Annotated in this window: 14 protein-coding genes; 4 read left to right on the forward strand and 10 right to left on the reverse strand. The window is 64.2% G+C overall.

Going from position 1 to position 15156, the window contains the following annotated elements; all coding sequences use genetic code 11:
• Nucleotides 1–6 precede the first annotated feature (6 nt).
• Entirely contained in the window at nucleotides 7–1383 is a 1377-nt protein-coding gene (gene ffh, locus AC0KXH_RS14730) for a signal recognition particle protein (protein ID WP_041104272.1), read from the reverse strand.
• Nucleotides 1384–1547: 164 nt separating this feature from the next.
• Between ffh and AC0KXH_RS14735 the strand changes: the two genes are divergently transcribed.
• Together AC0KXH_RS14735 and AC0KXH_RS14740 are read left to right on the forward strand one after the other, a co-directional pair.
• Nucleotides 1548–2348, forward strand: coding sequence for a cytochrome C assembly family protein (locus tag AC0KXH_RS14735; protein WP_043221577.1), 801 nt, complete (start codon nucleotides 1548–1550; stop codon nucleotides 2346–2348).
• Nucleotides 2349–2363: 15 nt separating this feature from the next.
• A complete protein-coding gene (locus AC0KXH_RS14740; RefSeq protein ID WP_043221579.1) occupies nucleotides 2364–3647 on the forward strand; it encodes an HlyC/CorC family transporter in 1284 nt (427 codons plus the stop codon).
• A gap of 29 nt (nucleotides 3648–3676) precedes the next feature.
• Here AC0KXH_RS14740 and purT read toward each other — a convergent pair whose 3' ends face one another.
• From purT to AC0KXH_RS14760, 4 genes are read right to left on the reverse strand one after another with little or no spacing between them, the layout of a single operon-like run.
• Nucleotides 3677–4858 carry a formate-dependent phosphoribosylglycinamide formyltransferase gene (gene purT, locus AC0KXH_RS14745; RefSeq protein WP_043221581.1) on the reverse strand — a complete coding sequence of 394 codons (1182 nt, stop codon included), beginning with the start codon at nucleotides 4856–4858 and terminating at the stop codon, nucleotides 3677–3679.
• Between the two features lie 37 nt (nucleotides 4859–4895).
• Entirely contained in the window at nucleotides 4896–5084 is a 189-nt protein-coding gene (locus AC0KXH_RS14750) for a DUF1289 domain-containing protein (RefSeq protein WP_102847908.1), read from the reverse strand.
• Entirely contained in the window at nucleotides 5084–5608 is a 525-nt protein-coding gene (locus AC0KXH_RS14755; protein ID WP_041104262.1) for a gamma carbonic anhydrase family protein, read from the reverse strand. Before AC0KXH_RS14755 ends, AC0KXH_RS14750 begins: the two co-directional genes overlap by 1 nt.
• 34 nt (nucleotides 5609–5642) lie before the next feature.
• Nucleotides 5643–6260, reverse strand: coding sequence for a CoA pyrophosphatase (locus AC0KXH_RS14760; protein WP_043221585.1), 618 nt, complete (start codon nucleotides 6258–6260; stop codon nucleotides 5643–5645).
• Nucleotides 6261–6383: 123 nt separating this feature from the next.
• Between AC0KXH_RS14760 and AC0KXH_RS14765 the strand changes: the two genes are divergently transcribed.
• Together AC0KXH_RS14765 and AC0KXH_RS14770 are read left to right on the forward strand one after the other, a co-directional pair.
• Nucleotides 6384–6938, forward strand: a complete 555-nt coding sequence (locus AC0KXH_RS14765) for an NUDIX hydrolase (RefSeq protein WP_165562889.1) — start codon at nucleotides 6384–6386, stop codon at nucleotides 6936–6938.
• Between the two features lie 27 nt (nucleotides 6939–6965).
• Nucleotides 6966–7469, forward strand: coding sequence for a L,D-transpeptidase family protein (locus AC0KXH_RS14770; protein WP_165562888.1), 504 nt, complete (start codon nucleotides 6966–6968; stop codon nucleotides 7467–7469).
• A gap of 8 nt (nucleotides 7470–7477) precedes the next feature.
• Here AC0KXH_RS14770 and AC0KXH_RS14775 read toward each other — a convergent pair whose 3' ends face one another.
• The 5 genes from AC0KXH_RS14775 to AC0KXH_RS14795 all read right to left on the reverse strand — a co-directional run bounded on the left by AC0KXH_RS14775 (nucleotide 7478) and on the right by AC0KXH_RS14795 (nucleotide 15079).
• A complete protein-coding gene (locus AC0KXH_RS14775) occupies nucleotides 7478–7795 on the reverse strand; it encodes a YqfO family protein (RefSeq protein WP_041104254.1) in 318 nt (105 codons plus the stop codon).
• A 199-nt stretch (nucleotides 7796–7994) separates the two neighbouring features.
• Nucleotides 7995–11891 (reverse strand): phosphoribosylformylglycinamidine synthase, encoded by a 3897-nt coding sequence (purL, locus tag AC0KXH_RS14780; RefSeq protein ID WP_488223621.1) that lies wholly within the window; start codon nucleotides 11889–11891, stop codon nucleotides 7995–7997.
• Between the two features lie 124 nt (nucleotides 11892–12015).
• Nucleotides 12016–12783: an amino acid ABC transporter ATP-binding protein gene (locus AC0KXH_RS14785; RefSeq protein ID WP_041104250.1), complete on the reverse strand. Its 768-nt coding sequence runs from the start codon at nucleotides 12781–12783 to the stop codon at nucleotides 12016–12018.
• 9 nt (nucleotides 12784–12792) lie between these two features.
• Nucleotides 12793–13887, reverse strand: a complete 1095-nt coding sequence (locus tag AC0KXH_RS14790; protein ID WP_041104249.1) for an amino acid ABC transporter permease — start codon at nucleotides 13885–13887, stop codon at nucleotides 12793–12795.
• A gap of 7 nt (nucleotides 13888–13894) precedes the next feature.
• Entirely contained in the window at nucleotides 13895–15079 is a 1185-nt protein-coding gene (locus tag AC0KXH_RS14795; protein ID WP_395763903.1) for an amino acid ABC transporter permease, read from the reverse strand.
• Between the last annotated feature and the right edge of the window lie 77 nt (nucleotides 15080–15156).

Below are 15156 nucleotides of genomic sequence, written 5' to 3' on the forward strand. Positions count from 1 at the left end.
TCAAAGTCAGAACTTCGGCATGCCGCCGCCGGGCATCATGCCGCCCAGGCCGCGCATCATTTTGGTCATACCGCCTTTGCCGGTGACCTTCTTCATCATCTTCTGCATCTGCTTGTGCTGCTTGATCAAACGCCCGACGTCCTGCACCTGGGTACCGGACCCGAGAGCGATCCGCCGCTTGCGCGAGCCGCTGATGAGATCGGGATTGCGCCGCTCGGCCGGCGTCATGGAGTTGATGATCGCCTCCATCTGCCGGAACTGCTTTTCCGCTGCGCCCTGGGCATTGCCCATCTGCGAGAGATTCACACCGCCGATTGCTGGCAACTTGTCCATGAGGCTGCCCAGGCCGCCCATGTTCTTCATCTGCTGCAGCTGATCGCGGAAATCCTCCAGATCGAAGCCCTTGCCCTTCTTGAGCTTCTTGGTGAGTTTCTCGGCCTTTTCCCGATCCAGCGTCTGCTCGGCCTGCTCGATCAGACTGAGCACATCGCCCATACCTAGAATGCGCGAAGCGATCCGATCGGGATGGAAGGGCTCGAGCGCATCGCTCTTCTCGCCCATACCGAGAAACTTGATCGGCTTGCCGGTAACGTGGCGTACGGAAAGCGCGGCACCACCCCGCGCATCACCATCTACCTTGGTTAGCACCACGCCGGTCAACGGCAGCGCCTCGCCAAAGGCGCGCGCCGTATTGGCCGCATCCTGTCCGGTCATGGCATCGACCACGAAGAGCGTCTCGGCCGGCTTGATCGCGGCATGGACCGCCTGGATCTCGTCCATCATCTCGGCGTCGATCGCCAGCCGACCGGCGGTATCCACCAGCACTACGTCGATGAACTTCAGCCGCGCCTCGCGGATCGCCGCCTGGGCGATATCCACTGGCTTCTGACTGGTATCGGACGGAAAGAAGGTCACACCCACTTCACCGGCCAGGGTTTCCAGCTGCTTGATCGCTGCCGGGCGATAGACGTCGGCCGAGACCACCAGCACCGACTTCTTCTTGCGCTCCTTGAGGAAGCGCGCCAGCTTGCCGACCGTCGTGGTCTTGCCCGCACCCTGCAGACCGGCCATCAGCACCACGGCCGGTGGCGCCACGTTCAACGCCAGGTCCTCGTTGGCCGCACCCATCAGCTCTTCGAGCTCCGCGCGCACGATCTTCACGAAGGCCTGGCCCGGTGTCAGGCTCTTGGCCACCTCGGTCCCGACCGCACGCTCCTTGACCTTGTTGACGAACTCCTTGACCACCGGCAGGGCGACATCAGCCTCGAGCAGCGCCATGCGCACCTCGCGCAGGGTGTCCTTGATGTTGTCTTCGGTCAGCTTCGCCTTGCCGGTGACATGGCGAAGCGTTTGCGACAGGCGATCGGTTAGGTTTTCGAACATGAGCCATTCCACGCTGGTGTGGTGAAGGCGGCGATTATAGAAGCGTAAAGCCGTGGGCCGGTACCCCGCCGACAGCTTTTGCGGCGCCAGCGGCACAAGGCCGGCTTTTGCCGTCAGGGTGTTTGTGCCACACTCACGGCCTTTCGAGTTCGCAACCGGATTCTATGCACCCTCTGCTGCCGAGCCTCGCCGCCGCTCTTCTCTATGCCGGTGCCACGGGCTACCAAAGCATGCGCCTGGCACGCCGTGCCCTCCCCAGCAGATCGCTGCTGCTGGCCCTGGGCGCTCTTGCCCTGATGGCTCACGGCCTGAGCCTGTTCATGCAACTGCTCTCACCGAGTGGCCTGCATCTGGATTTCTTCAACGCCTCCAGCCTGATCGCCGCCGCGGTCATCCTGCTGATTCTCCTGGCACTCTATCGAATGCCGGTCGAGAACCTGTTGCTACTTCTGTTCCCGCTCGGCTGCCTGACGGTGCTGTTCGCCCAATTCGCGCCTTCAGGCACGGCGCCGGCCATTGCCGAGGAGCCGGGCATACTGGCGCACATCCTGCTTTCGATCCTTGCCTACGGCATGCTGACCATCGCGGTGTTTCAATCGCTGCTGCTGCTGCTGCAGGACCATCACCTCAAGCACAAGCACCCGTCCGGCCTGATCCGCAACTTCCCTCCCCTGCAAACGATGGAAAGCCTGCTGTTCGGTTTTCTCTGGGCGGGCTGGCTGCTGCTCAGCGCATCGCTGCTTTCGGGCTGGATCTTTCTCGACGATCTCTTCGCCCAGCATCTGGTGCACAAGACACTGCTCTCGGTCATCGCCTGGGTAGTGTTCGGGCTGCTGCTATGGGGCCGGCACCAACTCGGCTGGCGCGGCTACAAGGCGATTCGCTGGACGCTGGCGGGCTTCTGCCTGTTGATGCTTGCCTATTTCGGCAGCAAGCTGGTGCGCGAATTCATCCTGCACATCTAGCCCAAGGCCCTGTCCGTGGAAAATCTACACCCCGGCTTCCTGTTCGGTCTGCTGGTCTTCCTGCTGCTCTGCTCCGCCTTCTTCTCCAGCTCGGAGACCGGCATGCTGAGCCTCAACCGTTATCGCCTGCGGCATCTGGCCAAAGAGGGACACCGCGGCGCTCGCCGGGTGACCGACTTGCTCGCGCGCCCGGATAGACTGCTCGGCACGATTCTGGTCGGCAATAACTTCGTCAACATTCTCGCCTCGTCCATCGCCACCGTGCTGGCCATGCAGCTCTGGGGCGAGGCCGGTATCGCCATTGCCACTATCGGCCTGACCATTGCCCTGCTCATCTTCGGCGAAATCACTCCGAAGACCTTTGCCGCCCTGCGTCCGGACCTGATCGCCTATCCGGTCAGCCTGCCACTGAGCCTGCTACAGAAGCTGCTCTACCCCTTGGTCGCCCTGCTCGGCTGGATCAGCAACGGGATGCTCAAACTGACCGGCATCGACCCGACCAGCAAGGGCAGCGACAGCCTCTCCACAGAAGAGCTGCGCAGCGTCGTCCGCGAGGCCGGCAGCGCCCTGCCGGTCAACCGCCAGAGCATGCTGCTGGGCATTCTCGATCTGGAACGCGTCACGGTCGACGACATCATGATTCCGCGCAACGAGGTGGCCGGCATCGACCTCGAGGACGACCTGGAAACCATCCTTGGCCAGTTGCGCACCACATCGCACACCCGGTTGCCGGTGTTCCGTCAGGACATCAACCAGATCGAAGGCATCGTGCACATGCGGCAGATCGCACGTTTGCTGAGCCAGAGCCAACTGAACAAGGACAACCTGCTCGAGGCGTGCCTGACGCCCTACTTCATTCCCGAAGGCACCCCCTTGTCGACCCAACTGCTGAACTTCCAAAAGGAGAAGCGACGCATCGGGATCGTCGTGGACGAGTATGGGGACGTACTGGGCATCGTCACGCTCGAGGACATCCTCGAGGAAATCGTCGGCGAATTCAGCAATCAGGACAGCTTGCGCAGCCCCGACATTCATCCGCAGGACGACGGCACACTGGTGATCGATGGCGCCGCCTACCTGCGCGAGGTCAACCGTGCGCTCGGCTGGGAACTGCCCTGCGATGGCCCCAAGACGCTGAACGGCCTGATCACCGAAGCCCTGGAGCAGATGCCCGAAAGTGGTATCTGCCTGCAGATCGGCAACTACCGCATGGAAATCCTGCAGGCCGCCGAAAATCGCGTGAAAAGCGTGCGAGCCTGGCCGGCCGAGCATCCTCCAGCCGAGCCCGAAGACGCTTAACCCAGGCCCGCCAGTACACGGCCGACTTCCTAGAGTTCTACCTTCACCGCTCCGGCTACCCGCCTGGCCTTGGCACGCGCCTGCTCGATCGATTCGTCACGCGCCAAGGCAACCCCCATGCGCCGCTGACCACTGACGCCCGGCTTGCCGAACAAGCGCAGACTGGTATCCGCCTCGCCCAGGGCCGCCTGGAGATCGGCAAAGGCGACTGCCGACGATTCACCCTCGGCCAGGATCACCGCGGAAGCCGAAGCACCCAGCTGACGTATCGCCGGGATCGGCAAGCCGAGAATGGCCCTGGCGTGCAGGGCAAATTCGGATAGATCCTGCGAAACCAGCGTCACCAGGCCGGTATCGTGCGGTCGTGGCGACACCTCGCAGAACCACACCCGGTCGCCTTTGACGAACAGCTCAACGCCAAAGACCCCACGCCCACCCAGCGCCTCGGTGACCGCCAGCGCAATGCGCTCGGCTTCGGCCTGGGCGCCGGGCGACATCGGCTGCGGCTGCCAGGACTCCTGATAATCGCCCTTCTCCTGCCGATGCCCGACCGGCAGACAAAAGCTCGTACCGCCAGCATGGCGCACCGTTAACAGCGTGATCTCGTAGTCGAAGTCGATGAAGCCTTCGACGATGACCCGGCCGCGGCCAGCGCGACCGCCGGCCTGCGCATATTCCCAAGCGCGATCGATATCGTCATTACCACGCAGCACCGACTGCCCCTTTCCCGAAGAGCTCATCACCGGCTTGATCAGACAGGGAAAGCCCAGCGCCTGCACCGCCTCGCGGCACTCTTCGAGGCTGTCGGCAAAACGGTAAGGCGAGGTCGGCAGGCCAAGCTCCTCGGCCGCCAGGCGGCGGATTCCCTCGCGATTCATCGTAAGCTGCGCGGCACGGGCGGTGGGAATCACCGTGTAGCCTTCACGCTCCAGCTCGACCAGCGTCGCGGTGGCGATGGCCTCGATTTCCGGCACGACGTAGTGCGGCCTTTCCAGCTCGATGACCGCTCTAAGGGCGGCTCCGTCCAGCATGTCGATCACATGGCTGCGGTGGGCGACCTGCATCGCCGGAGCGTTGGCGTAGCGGTCGACGGCGATCACTTCGACGCCGAGTCGCTGCAGCTCGATGACCACTTCCTTGCCAAGCTCTCCGGAGCCACATAGCAGGACGCGCGTGGCGCTGGCCGACAAGGGGGTGCCAATTCGGGGCATGTTGCGTTCTCTCGTTTGGGCGCCAGCCGGCGCATCGTCACAGGAGCTGGCCGCCGATCCGGGCCCGCTCATCGCAGCGGCGCAATACCTCGCGCCGCTCGTCATCGCTCATCTGTCCCCAGCGGGTTATCTCCAGCGCCGTGCGCTGGCAGCCGATGCAGATGTCTTGCTCGTCCAGTGCGCAAATGCTCACGCACGGCGAAGCGACAGGGCGCCGCTCAGTGATCAATCGCCCTGCTCCGCCAAATCGCGCGCGTAGCGCTGCGCGTTCTGCACATAGTGCGCGGCACTGGCTTCGAGCATCTTCTTCTGCTCGTCGGTCAGCGCTCGCACAACCTTGCCAGGCGAGCCGATCACCAGAGAGCCGTCAGGAATTTCCTTGCCCTCGGGCACCAGGGTATTGGCGCCGATGATGCAGTGCTTGCCGATCCGCACGCCGTTGAGAATCACCGCGTTGATGCCAATCAGGCTGTAATCGCCTACAACACAGCCGTGCAGCATCGCCTTGTGGCCAACCGTCACGCCGGTCCCCAGGCTAAGCGGATGCCCCATATCGGTGTGCAGCACGCTGCCATCCTGCACGTTGCTGTTCTCACCGATATGGATGAGTTCGTTATCACCACGCATCACCACGTTGAACCAGACGCTGGCGCCAGCATCCAGCTGCACCTTGCCGATCAGCGTTGCGTTGGGCGCCACCCAGCTCTGCGGGTGTGCCTCGACTTGCGATTGTCCCAGACGGTATTTCACGGGTGCTTCCTCTGTTCTTCTTGTGATCTTGCTATCAGCTGCTCGGGCGGCCACGCAGATCAATGAAGCTGGCCGGCGCTCGACGCATCTCGATACCCGCGTCGTACACGAGGTTGACCAGCTCGACGATCATGATCGCCGTGAGCCCCCAGATCTTGTAGTCGCCATAACGGTAGGAAGGGATATACCAGGCCTGGCCCTGGTAATCGATACGATGCGTCACTTCGCGCGGGTCTTCGCAGAAGAAGCTCAACGGAACGGAAAAGACTGCCGCGATTTCCGCATCGTTGGCGCGATACTCGACATAGTCCGGCACGATGCCGACATAAGGGCTGACATGTATGCCATGCACCGAGACCAGACTGCTCAGCGGCCCGACGATCTCGACCATGCCTGGCGCGAGCCCTACTTCCTCTTCGGCTTCACGTAGCGCGGTGTGAACCAGATCGCGGTCCTCAGGATCGCGTCGCCCACCGGGAAAGGCGACCTCGCCACCATGGGTAGACAGGCCGCTGGCCCTGAGCGTCAGGACCAGCTCCGGGTCCTCGCTGCGCGTGATCGGCATCAGAACTGCCGCCTCCGGCAGACGACCCTCTGGCTCCAGGAGGTGCGGGGAGTGGTCGCGCACCCGTTGGAGAATAATGTCGAGCATACTCTTCCCGTTTCGTCTTTGACTGGCATCATGGCATGAAAGCGGCAGCCGCCCAAGCCTGGCGAAGGCTCCAGCGCCGACGGCGTTTTGCACCGCCGCACAGGCCCGCCAACAGGATTGACCATGAACTATTGCAGCCATTGCGGCGGCTCGGTAGCGAGCCAAATCCCGGCAGGCGACAACCGCCCGCGCTTCGTGTGCATGGAGTGCCAGACCATTCATTACCAGAACCCGCGCATCGTCGCGGGCTGCCTGCCCGTCTGGCAGGAGCAGGTCTTGCTCTGTCGGCGCGCCATCGAGCCTCGCCGAGGCTACTGGACGCTGCCGGCCGGCTTCATGGAAAACGGCGAGACGATGCAGCAGGCGGCGACCCGCGAGACGCTCGAGGAAGCCTGCGCCGTGGTGCATCGACTACAGCTCTATACGCTGTTCGACCTGCCGCATATCAATCAGGTCTACCTGTTCTTTCGTGCCGAGCTGGCCGAGCCACGCTTCTCCCCCGGCGACGAAAGCCTCGACGTGAGGCTTTTCCGACAGGATGACATTCCCTGGTCAGAGCTAGCTTTTCCCACCGTGGGCCGTACCCTAGAATGCTACTTCGCCGACCGGGTACTGCAGGCCTTCCCGGTACGCAACGAGAGCATGCCTCCACTAAGCAGCGCTCGCCCCCAGGCCTGATGCAGTTCGAACTCAGGAACACTTTCGATGCGCTGGTCCGTTGCCGTTCTTTGCCTGCTGTTCTCGGTCTTTTCGCATGCCAATACCACTCCCAGCCTGCAGAGCCCGGCCATCGATAAGGTTCTGGTGGTCAAATCCGAGCGCAAATTGCAACTGCTCAGCCGAGGCCAGCCCCTCAAGAGCTACCGGATATCGCTCGGCAAGCAACCCAGCGGCCCCAAGCAACAGCAGGGCGACATGCGCACGCCGGAAGGCTTCTACTGGATCGACTGGCGCAAGACCAGCGACAAGTACAACCTGGCCATGCACATTTCCTATCCCAACGCCCGAGATCTGGCGCATGCACAAGCCAAGGGAGTGCCGCCCGGCGACATGATCATGCTGCACGGTACGCCGCTCGACGAGGAATACCCCGAGTGGTTCTTCCACACGCTCGACTGGACCGAGGGCTGCATCGCGCTTCGCAACGACGACATGGAAGAAATCTGGCAGCTGGTGCGAAACGGCACGCTGATCGAGATCCGCCCCTGACCGGCGGGTCAGAACTGCAGATCGGACAGTCGCCAGACTTCGAACGCCGGCGTTTCGTAGGGGTGGGCGCGCTTGAGCGCCTTCACGCTGTCGTGAATCAGCTCGTCTCCCACGACCATTTCCACCTTCCACTCCTTGACCTGCTCCACCTGCCCCTCGCTGCCCAGGAACGGCTGGCTGCCCGCTAGCGGTCGAAACTGCCCCTGCCCCAGCGCCTGCCAGCAGCAGCTGTCATAACGACCGACCCGCCCGCCACCAGCGGCAAAGACAGCCGCCTTGACACTCTCCAGGTGGGTCTCGGGCACGTAGAAACAGAGCTTGTACATCGTTATCTCCAGCTGCCTGGTCAGGCCGGCAGCACTACCGGAAGCGGCAGTGTGCCACTGCGCCTTCCTGGCGCAGAGTGCGTCAATTCAAAGTTAAGACGCGTCTGCACCGCCACGGTTCTGCCGCCCACAGCAGGCACGCAAAAAGAAGGCCCGGTGCATAGCTGCAGCCAGGCCTTCTCTACCCTCGTTTGCGCGATCAGTCGACCCACACCCGCGCATTGCGGAACATGCGCATCCAGCCGCCATCCTCCTGCCACTCGTCCGGGCGCCAGGAGTTGGTTACTGCGCGGAACACCCGCTCTGGGTGCGGCATCATGATCGTCACCCGACCGTCACGGCTGGTCAGGCCGGTAATGCCGCGCGGCGAGCCGTTGGGGTTGGCCGGATAACGTTCGGTGACCTTGCCATGGTTATCGACATAACGCAGGGCCACGCTGCCGGAAAGGTCGGCCTGCAGCATCGCCTCCTCGCTTTCGAACTCCGCATGGCCTTCGCCGTGGGCGATGGCGATCGGCAGGCGCGAACCGGCCATGCCCTGCAGAAAGATCGAAGGCGAATCCTGCACCTGCACCATCGCCACCCGTGCCTCGAACTGCTCGGAGCGGTTGCGCACGAAATGCGGCCAGACTTCGCTGCCAGGGATCAGCTCGTGCAGATTGCTCATCATCTGGCAGCCATTGCACACGCCCAGCGCAAAACTGTCGCCACGCTCGAAGAACGCCTGGAAGCCGTCGCGCGCGCGGGCATTGAACAGGATCGACTTGGCCCACCCCTCGCCGGCGCCAAGCACGTCGCCATAGGAGAAACCACCGCAGGCGACGAGCCCCTTGAAACTGTCGAGCTGGATGCGGCCGGCCAGGATATCGCTCATGTGCACATCGACTGCCGCGAAGCCGGCGCGATCGAACGCAGCGGCCATCTCTACCTGGCCGTTGACGCCCTGCTCGCGCAGGATCGCCACCTTCGGCCGCACGCCTTTCTTGATATAGGGCGCCGCAACATCGGCGTTCACATCGAAGGTCAGCTTCGCATGCAGGCCGGGGTTTTCCTCTTCGAGGATCGCGTCGAACTCCTGGTCGGCACAGTCAGCGTTATCGCGCAGCCGCTGAATCCGGTAGCTGGTCTCGGCCCACTGGCGCTGCAGCAGGCGACGCTCGCCGGCGTACAGCTCGTCGCCGGCCAACTGAACGGCGACATGCCCATTGTTCGTCGGCTGGCCGATGACCGCGACGCAGTCACCCAGGCCCGCCGCGCTGAATTGCCCCAACACGATCTCCGTGTCGCCCTGACGCACCTGGATGACCGCGCCCAGCTCCTCGTTGAACAGCAGCGCAGGCACTTCCTCCGGGCTGTCGACCAGGCCATCGAGCGCCAGCTTCAGCCCGCAATGGCCGGCGAACGCCATTTCCAGCAGCGTGGTCAGCAGGCCGCCATCGGAACGGTCGTGGTAGGCCAGCAGCAGGCCGTCCTGGTTGAGCCCCTGGAGCACGGCAAAGAAGGCCTTGAGGTCCTCGGCATCGTCGACGTCAGGCGCCTGGCGGCCAAGCTGGCCGTAGACCTGGGCGAGGATCGAGGCGCCCATGCGGTTCTGGCCGCGGCCGAGGTCGATCAGGATCAGGTCGGTGGCGCCTTTGTCCAGCCGCAACTGCGGGGTCAGCGTGCTGCGGATGTCACCGACCGGCGCGAAGCCGGACACCACCAGCGACAGCGGCGAGGTGACGCTCTTCTCGGCGCCCTGCTCCTGCCAGCGGGTCTTCATCGACATCGAGTCCTTGCCCACCGGAATGGTCATGCCCAGCTGCGGACAGAGTTCCATGCCGACCGCGCGAACGGTGTCGTACAGGCGAGCGTCTTCGCCGGGGTGACCGGCCGCGGCCATCCAGTTGGCCGACAGCTTGATATCGGACAGCGAGCCGATGCGCGCCGCCGCCAGGTTGGTGATGGTCTCGCCGATGGCCATGCGCCCGGACGCCGGAGCATCGAGCAGCGCCAGCGGCGTGCGCTCGCCCATGGCCATCGCCTCGCCGGTGTGCACGTCATAACTCGTGGCGGTGACGGCGCAGTCGGCCACCGGCACCTGCCAGGGGCCGACCATCTGGTCACGCGCCACCTGACCGGTGATCGAACGATCGCCGATGGTGATCAGGAAGCTCTTGCTCGCCACGGCCGGGTGACGCAGCACCCGCTCGACAGCCTCGCCCAGCACGACCTTGGTCGCATCGAAGTCATCGCCCAGCGCCGGCTCGCGCTCGGCGCTGCGATGCATGCGCGGCGCCTTGCCGAGCAACACGGAAAGCGGCATGTCCACCGGCTTGTTGCCGAAGTGGCTGTCGGCCACCGTTAGGTGCAGCGCTTCGGTGGCCTCGCCGACCACCGCGAAGGGGCAGCGCTCGCGCTCACAGATGGCCTTGAAGCGCTCGAAGTCGGCCGCATCGACCGAGAGCACGTAGCGCTCCTGGGATTCGTTGCACCAGATTTCGTGCGGCGCCATGCCCGGCTCGTCGTTGGGGATGTTGCGCAGCTCGAAGCGGCCGCCGCGGCCGCCGTCATTGACCAGTTCCGGGAAGGCATTGGACAGGCCACCGGCACCGACGTCATGGATGAACTTGATCGGGTTGGCATCGCCCAGCTGCCAGCAGCGATCGATGACCTCCTGGCAGCGGCGTTCCATTTCCGGGTTGTCACGCTGCACCGAGGCGAAATCCAGATCCGCCGAACTGGTGCCGGTCGCCATCGAAGACGCCGCGCCGCCGCCCAGGCCGATCAGCATGGCCGGGCCACCGAGCACGATCAGCTTGGCGCCGACCGAGATTTCGCCCTTCTGCACATGTTCGTCGCGGATGTTACCCATGCCGCCGGCAAGCATGATCGGCTTGTGGTAGCCACGCACTTCCTCGCCCCGCGGCGTCTGCACGGTCTGCTCGAAGGTACGGAAGTAGCCGGTCAGCGCCGGGCGGCCGAACTCGTTGTTGAACGCGGCGCCGCCCAGCGGCCCCTCGATCATGATGTCCAGCGGCGTGACGATACGCTCGGGCTTGCCGTAGGGCTTCTCCCAGGGCTGAAGAAAACCGGGGATGTTCAGGTTGGAAACGGTGAAACCGGTCAGGCCGGCCTTGGGCTTGGCGCCGCGACCGGTGGCGCCCTCGTCGCGGATCTCGCCGCCCGAGCCGGTGGAGGCGCCGGGGAACGGAGCGATGGCGGTCGGGTGGTTGTGCGTCTCCACCTTCATCAGGATGTGCACCGGCTCCTGGCTCGCCACGTACTCGCCGGTCGCGGGGGCTGGATAGAAGCGCCCGGCGACATTGCCGACGATCACCGCGGCGTTGTCCTTGTAGGCCGAGAGCACGCCTTCGCGGTGCATCTCGTAGGTGTTCTTGATCATGCCGAACAGCGACTTGTCCTGACTCTGGCCGTCGATGTCCCAGCTGGCGTTGAAGATCTTGTGCCGGCAATGCTCGGAGTTGGCCTGAGCGAACATCATCAGTTCGATGTCGTGCGGATTGCGCCCCAGCTCGTTGAACGCCTTGACCAGGTAGTCGATCTCGTCGTCGGCCAAGGCCAGCCCCAATTCGACGTTGGCCTTCTCCAATGCGCCTCGACCGCCGGCCAGTACGTCCACCGCGGTCAGCGGGCGCGGCTGGGCATGGCTGAACAGCCCTTCGGCCTGCTCGAAGCGCTCGAGCACCACTTGCGTCATGCGGTCGTGCAGCACCGCAGCGACCGCCAGGGCGTCGGCGTCGGACAGCGCGCCGGCTACGTAGTAGGCGATGCCGCGCTCCAGGCGCTGGATCTTGCTCAGGCCGCAGTTATGCGCAATGTCGCTGGCCTTGCTCGACCAGGGCGAGATGGTGCCGAAGCGCGGCACCACGAGGAACAGCCGGCCGCTCGGCTCCTGCACCGGGACGCTGGGACCATACTTGAGCAGACGTGCCAGCACCTGCTGCTCGTCCGAACCGAGCGCGTCGCTGACCTCGGCGAAGTGGGCGAACTCGGCGTACAGGCCGCTTACCGCAGGGACCTTCTCGGTCAACTGGGCCAGGAGCTTGCCATGACGGAAGGCGGAAAGAGCGGGAGCGCCGCGCAGAATCAACATCGTCGGAACAGCCTCGAAGAGGGGAGCAGTCGGGGGCGCGTATTCTAGCCCATGACGACAGACGAGGCTAAGGGCAAGCTGCAGGCTTCCGGCAGGCGACCGCCGACCGCCCTGCTCCGGCGTGTCAGTGCAGAATCTGGCTGAGAAACAGGCGGGTGCGATCGCTCTCGGGATTGGTGAAGAACACCTCGGGCTCGGCCTGCTCGACGATCTCGCCCTTGTCCATGAAGATCACCCGGTCGGCGACGGTGCGGGCGAAACCCATCTCGTGGGTCACGCAGAGCATGGTCATGCCGCTTTCGGCAAGCCCGATCATGGTATCGAGCACCTCCTTGACCATTTCCGGGTCGAGCGCCGAGGTGGGCTCGTCGAACAGCATGATCTTGGGCTTCATGCACAGCGCCCGGGCGATCGCCACGCGCTGCTGCTGCCCGCCGGAGAGCTGGCCCGGGAATTTGCTCGCCTGCTCCGGAATACGCACCCGTTCGAGGTAGTGCATGGCTACTTCCTCGGCTTCGCGACGGGGCATCTTGCGCACCCACATGGGCGCCAGCGTACAGTTCTGCAGCACGGTCAGGTGCGGAAACAGATTGAAGTGCTGGAACACCATGCCGACCTCGCTGCGAATCGCTTCGATCTGCTTGAGATCGCTGGTCAGTTCGTGGCCATCGATGACGATACGCCCCTGCTGGTGCTCTTCCAGCCGGTTCAGGCAGCGGATAGTGGTCGACTTGCCGGAACCCGACGGCCCGCAGAGCACGATTCTTTCGCCCTGGCGTACCTTCAGGTTGATGTCCTTGAGGACATGGAACTGGCCGTACCACTTGTGCACGCCCTCCATGAGGATGATCGGCTGCACAGCCGCCCCGGCCTGTACGCTGGGTTCGCTCATTGCTCTCTCCTAATTTCGATGGCCGGTGTCCAGCCTGCGCTCCAGGTGCATCGAATAGCGCGACATGCCGAAGCAGAACAGCCAGTACACCAGTGCGGCGAACACGTAGCCCTCGGTGGACATGCCCAGCCAGGCGGGGTCCGCGGTGGCGCGCTTGATGCTGTTGAGGAAGTCGAACAGGCCGATGATGATCACCAGACTGGTGTCCTTGAACAGCGCGATGAAGGTGTTGACGATGCCCGGGATCACCAGCTTCAGCGCCTGCGGCAGGATCACCAGCCCCATCATCCGCCAGTAACCCAGCCCCATCGCCGAGGCGGCCTCGTACTGCCCCTTGGGGATCGCCTGCAGGCCGCCGCGCACCACCTCGGCGATGTACGCGGCCTCGAAGAAGATCACCATCAGCATCGCGCGCAGCAGCTTGTCGAGGTTCATGCCTTCGGGCAGGAACAACGGCAGCATGACCGAAGACATGAACAGCACGGTGATCAGCGGCACGCCGCGCCAGAACTCTATGAAGGTCACGCTGAGCACCCGGATCGCCGGCATGTCGGAACGCCGCCCCAGTGCCAGCAGGATGCCCAGCGGCAGCGCGCCCGCGATGCCCACCGCGGCGATGACGATTGTCAGCATCAAGCCGCCCCACTGGCTGGTCGGCACGACCATCAGCCCCAACCCGCCGTGCAGCAGCCAAAAGGCCAGCAGCGGATAGACCAGCAGGTAGGCCAGGCCATAGCGCGCCTTGTGCCGCAACCAGCGCATGAACAAGGGCGCTGCCGCGACGATCGCCAGCCACACTGCCATGTTGACCCGCCAGCGCGCTTCCACCGGATAGAAGCCGTACATGAACTGGCCGAAGCGCTCGCGCACGAAAACCCAGCAGGCACCTTCGCGGCTGCAGTCGCTACGCGCATCGCCGGCCCAGTCCGCGCTGAAGATCGCCCAGTCGAGCAGCGGCGGCAGCACCAGCCAGATCAGATACAGCCCGACGAGCGTGAGCAGCCCGTTGAGCCAACTGGAAAACAGATTCGCCCGCAACCAGCCCAGCACGCCAAGCTGGCGCGCAGGCGGCGGGAGGTCGGGCTTGAAGACATGCCTGGTCATATCGCCCCTACCGTTCGGTCAGCGCGATGCGCTTGTTGTACCAGTTCATCAACAGCGAAATGCTGATGCTGATGGCCAGGTAGACGCTCATGGTGATCGCCATTGTTTCGATGGCCTGGCCGGTCTGGTTGAGTACCGTGCCGGCGAACAGCGACACCATGTCCGGATAGCCGATGGCCGCGGCGAGCGAGGAGTTCTTCGCCAGGTTGAGATACTGGCTGGTCAGAGGCGGCACGATGACTCGCAAGGCCTGCGGAATGATCACCAGCCGCAGCAGCTGTCCCGGCCGCAGTCCCAGCGATGCGGCAGCCTCGGTCTGTCCATGGCTGACCGACTGGATCCCGGCGCGCACGGTCTCACCGATGAACGCGGCCGTGTAGATCGACAATGCCGCGACAATGGCGACCAGCTCGGGAATCACCACCCAGCCACCCCGGATGTTGAAGCGCTGCAACTGCGGCACGTCCCACTGGAACGGGCTGCCCCACAGCAGGGTGCTCAGCCAGGGGATGGCGATCAGTACCGCCAACGCCGTCCAGAACAGGGGAAAGCGCCGGCCGGTGGCGTCGCGTCGGATCTTCGCCCAACGCGCCAGCGCGACGCAGAGCCCGATCGCCAGCAACAGGGCCAGCCAGAACGCCCAGAAGCCCTCGTCAGCGCTGGGTGCGGGCAATTGCAGCCCGCGGTTGTTGACGAAGACCACGTCGCCGAGGCTCAGGCTGTCGCGCGGGCCGGGCAGCGGGCCGATCACGGCGAAATAGACGAAGAAGATCTGCAACAACGGCGGGATGTTGCGAAACGTCTCGATGTACAGCGTGGCCAGCTGCCGAATCAGCCAGTTAGGCGACAGCCGGGCGACGCCGAGCACGAAACCGATGAGCGTGGCCAGCAGGATACCGATGACGCTGACCAGCAGGGTATTGAGCAACCCGATCCAGAACACACGAGCGTAGCTGTCGCTCTCGCTGTAATCGATCAGGTGTTGCGGAATGCCGAAGCCGGCAGAATTGTCGAGAAAACCAAACCCGGAATTGATCCCGCGATGGGCCAGGTTGGCCTGGGTGTTGTGAAACAGGAACCAGCCAAAGGCGACGACCGCCAGGACGGCTAGAACCTGGAACAGCCAGGCGCGTGCCTGGGGGTCGGTGAGCAGCGAGCCGCTTACCCGCCGCGAAGAACCATCGGTGCGCATCGGGAACCCTCTGGATACGCTGCCGGAGCCGAGCGGCCGCGGCAGCGCTCATCCCTGAAGCGGCCGGCCTCGCCGGC

This window comes from Stutzerimonas sp. CXK-1, assembly GCF_057738225.1.

What these genes read in the sequence shown, in the direction of transcription:
- ffh (WP_041104272.1), bottom strand. Translation starts at nt 1,383, where the DNA reads ATGTTCGAAAACCTAACCGATCGCCTGTCGCAAACGCTTCGCCATGTC.
- AC0KXH_RS14735 (WP_043221577.1), top strand. Translation starts at nt 1,548, where the DNA reads ATGCACCCTCTGCTGCCGAGCCTCGCCGCCGCTCTTCTCTATGCCGGT.
- purT (WP_043221581.1), bottom strand. Translation starts at nt 4,858, where the DNA reads ATGCCCCGAATTGGCACCCCCTTGTCGGCCAGCGCCACGCGCGTCCTG.
- AC0KXH_RS14760 (WP_043221585.1), bottom strand. Translation starts at nt 6,260, where the DNA reads ATGCTCGACATTATTCTCCAACGGGTGCGCGACCACTCCCCGCACCTC.
- AC0KXH_RS14765 (WP_165562889.1), top strand. Translation starts at nt 6,384, where the DNA reads ATGAACTATTGCAGCCATTGCGGCGGCTCGGTAGCGAGCCAAATCCCG.
- AC0KXH_RS14770 (WP_165562888.1), top strand. Translation starts at nt 6,966, where the DNA reads ATGCGCTGGTCCGTTGCCGTTCTTTGCCTGCTGTTCTCGGTCTTTTCG.
- AC0KXH_RS14775 (WP_041104254.1), bottom strand. Translation starts at nt 7,795, where the DNA reads ATGTACAAGCTCTGTTTCTACGTGCCCGAGACCCACCTGGAGAGTGTC.
- purL (WP_488223621.1), bottom strand. Translation starts at nt 11,891, where the DNA reads ATGTTGATTCTGCGCGGCGCTCCCGCTCTTTCCGCCTTCCGTCATGGC.
- AC0KXH_RS14785 (WP_041104250.1), bottom strand. Translation starts at nt 12,783, where the DNA reads ATGAGCGAACCCAGCGTACAGGCCGGGGCGGCTGTGCAGCCGATCATC.
- AC0KXH_RS14790 (WP_041104249.1), bottom strand. Translation starts at nt 13,887, where the DNA reads ATGACCAGGCATGTCTTCAAGCCCGACCTCCCGCCGCCTGCGCGCCAG.
- AC0KXH_RS14795 (WP_395763903.1), bottom strand. Translation starts at nt 15,079, where the DNA reads ATGCGCACCGATGGTTCTTCGCGGCGGGTAAGCGGCTCGCTGCTCACC.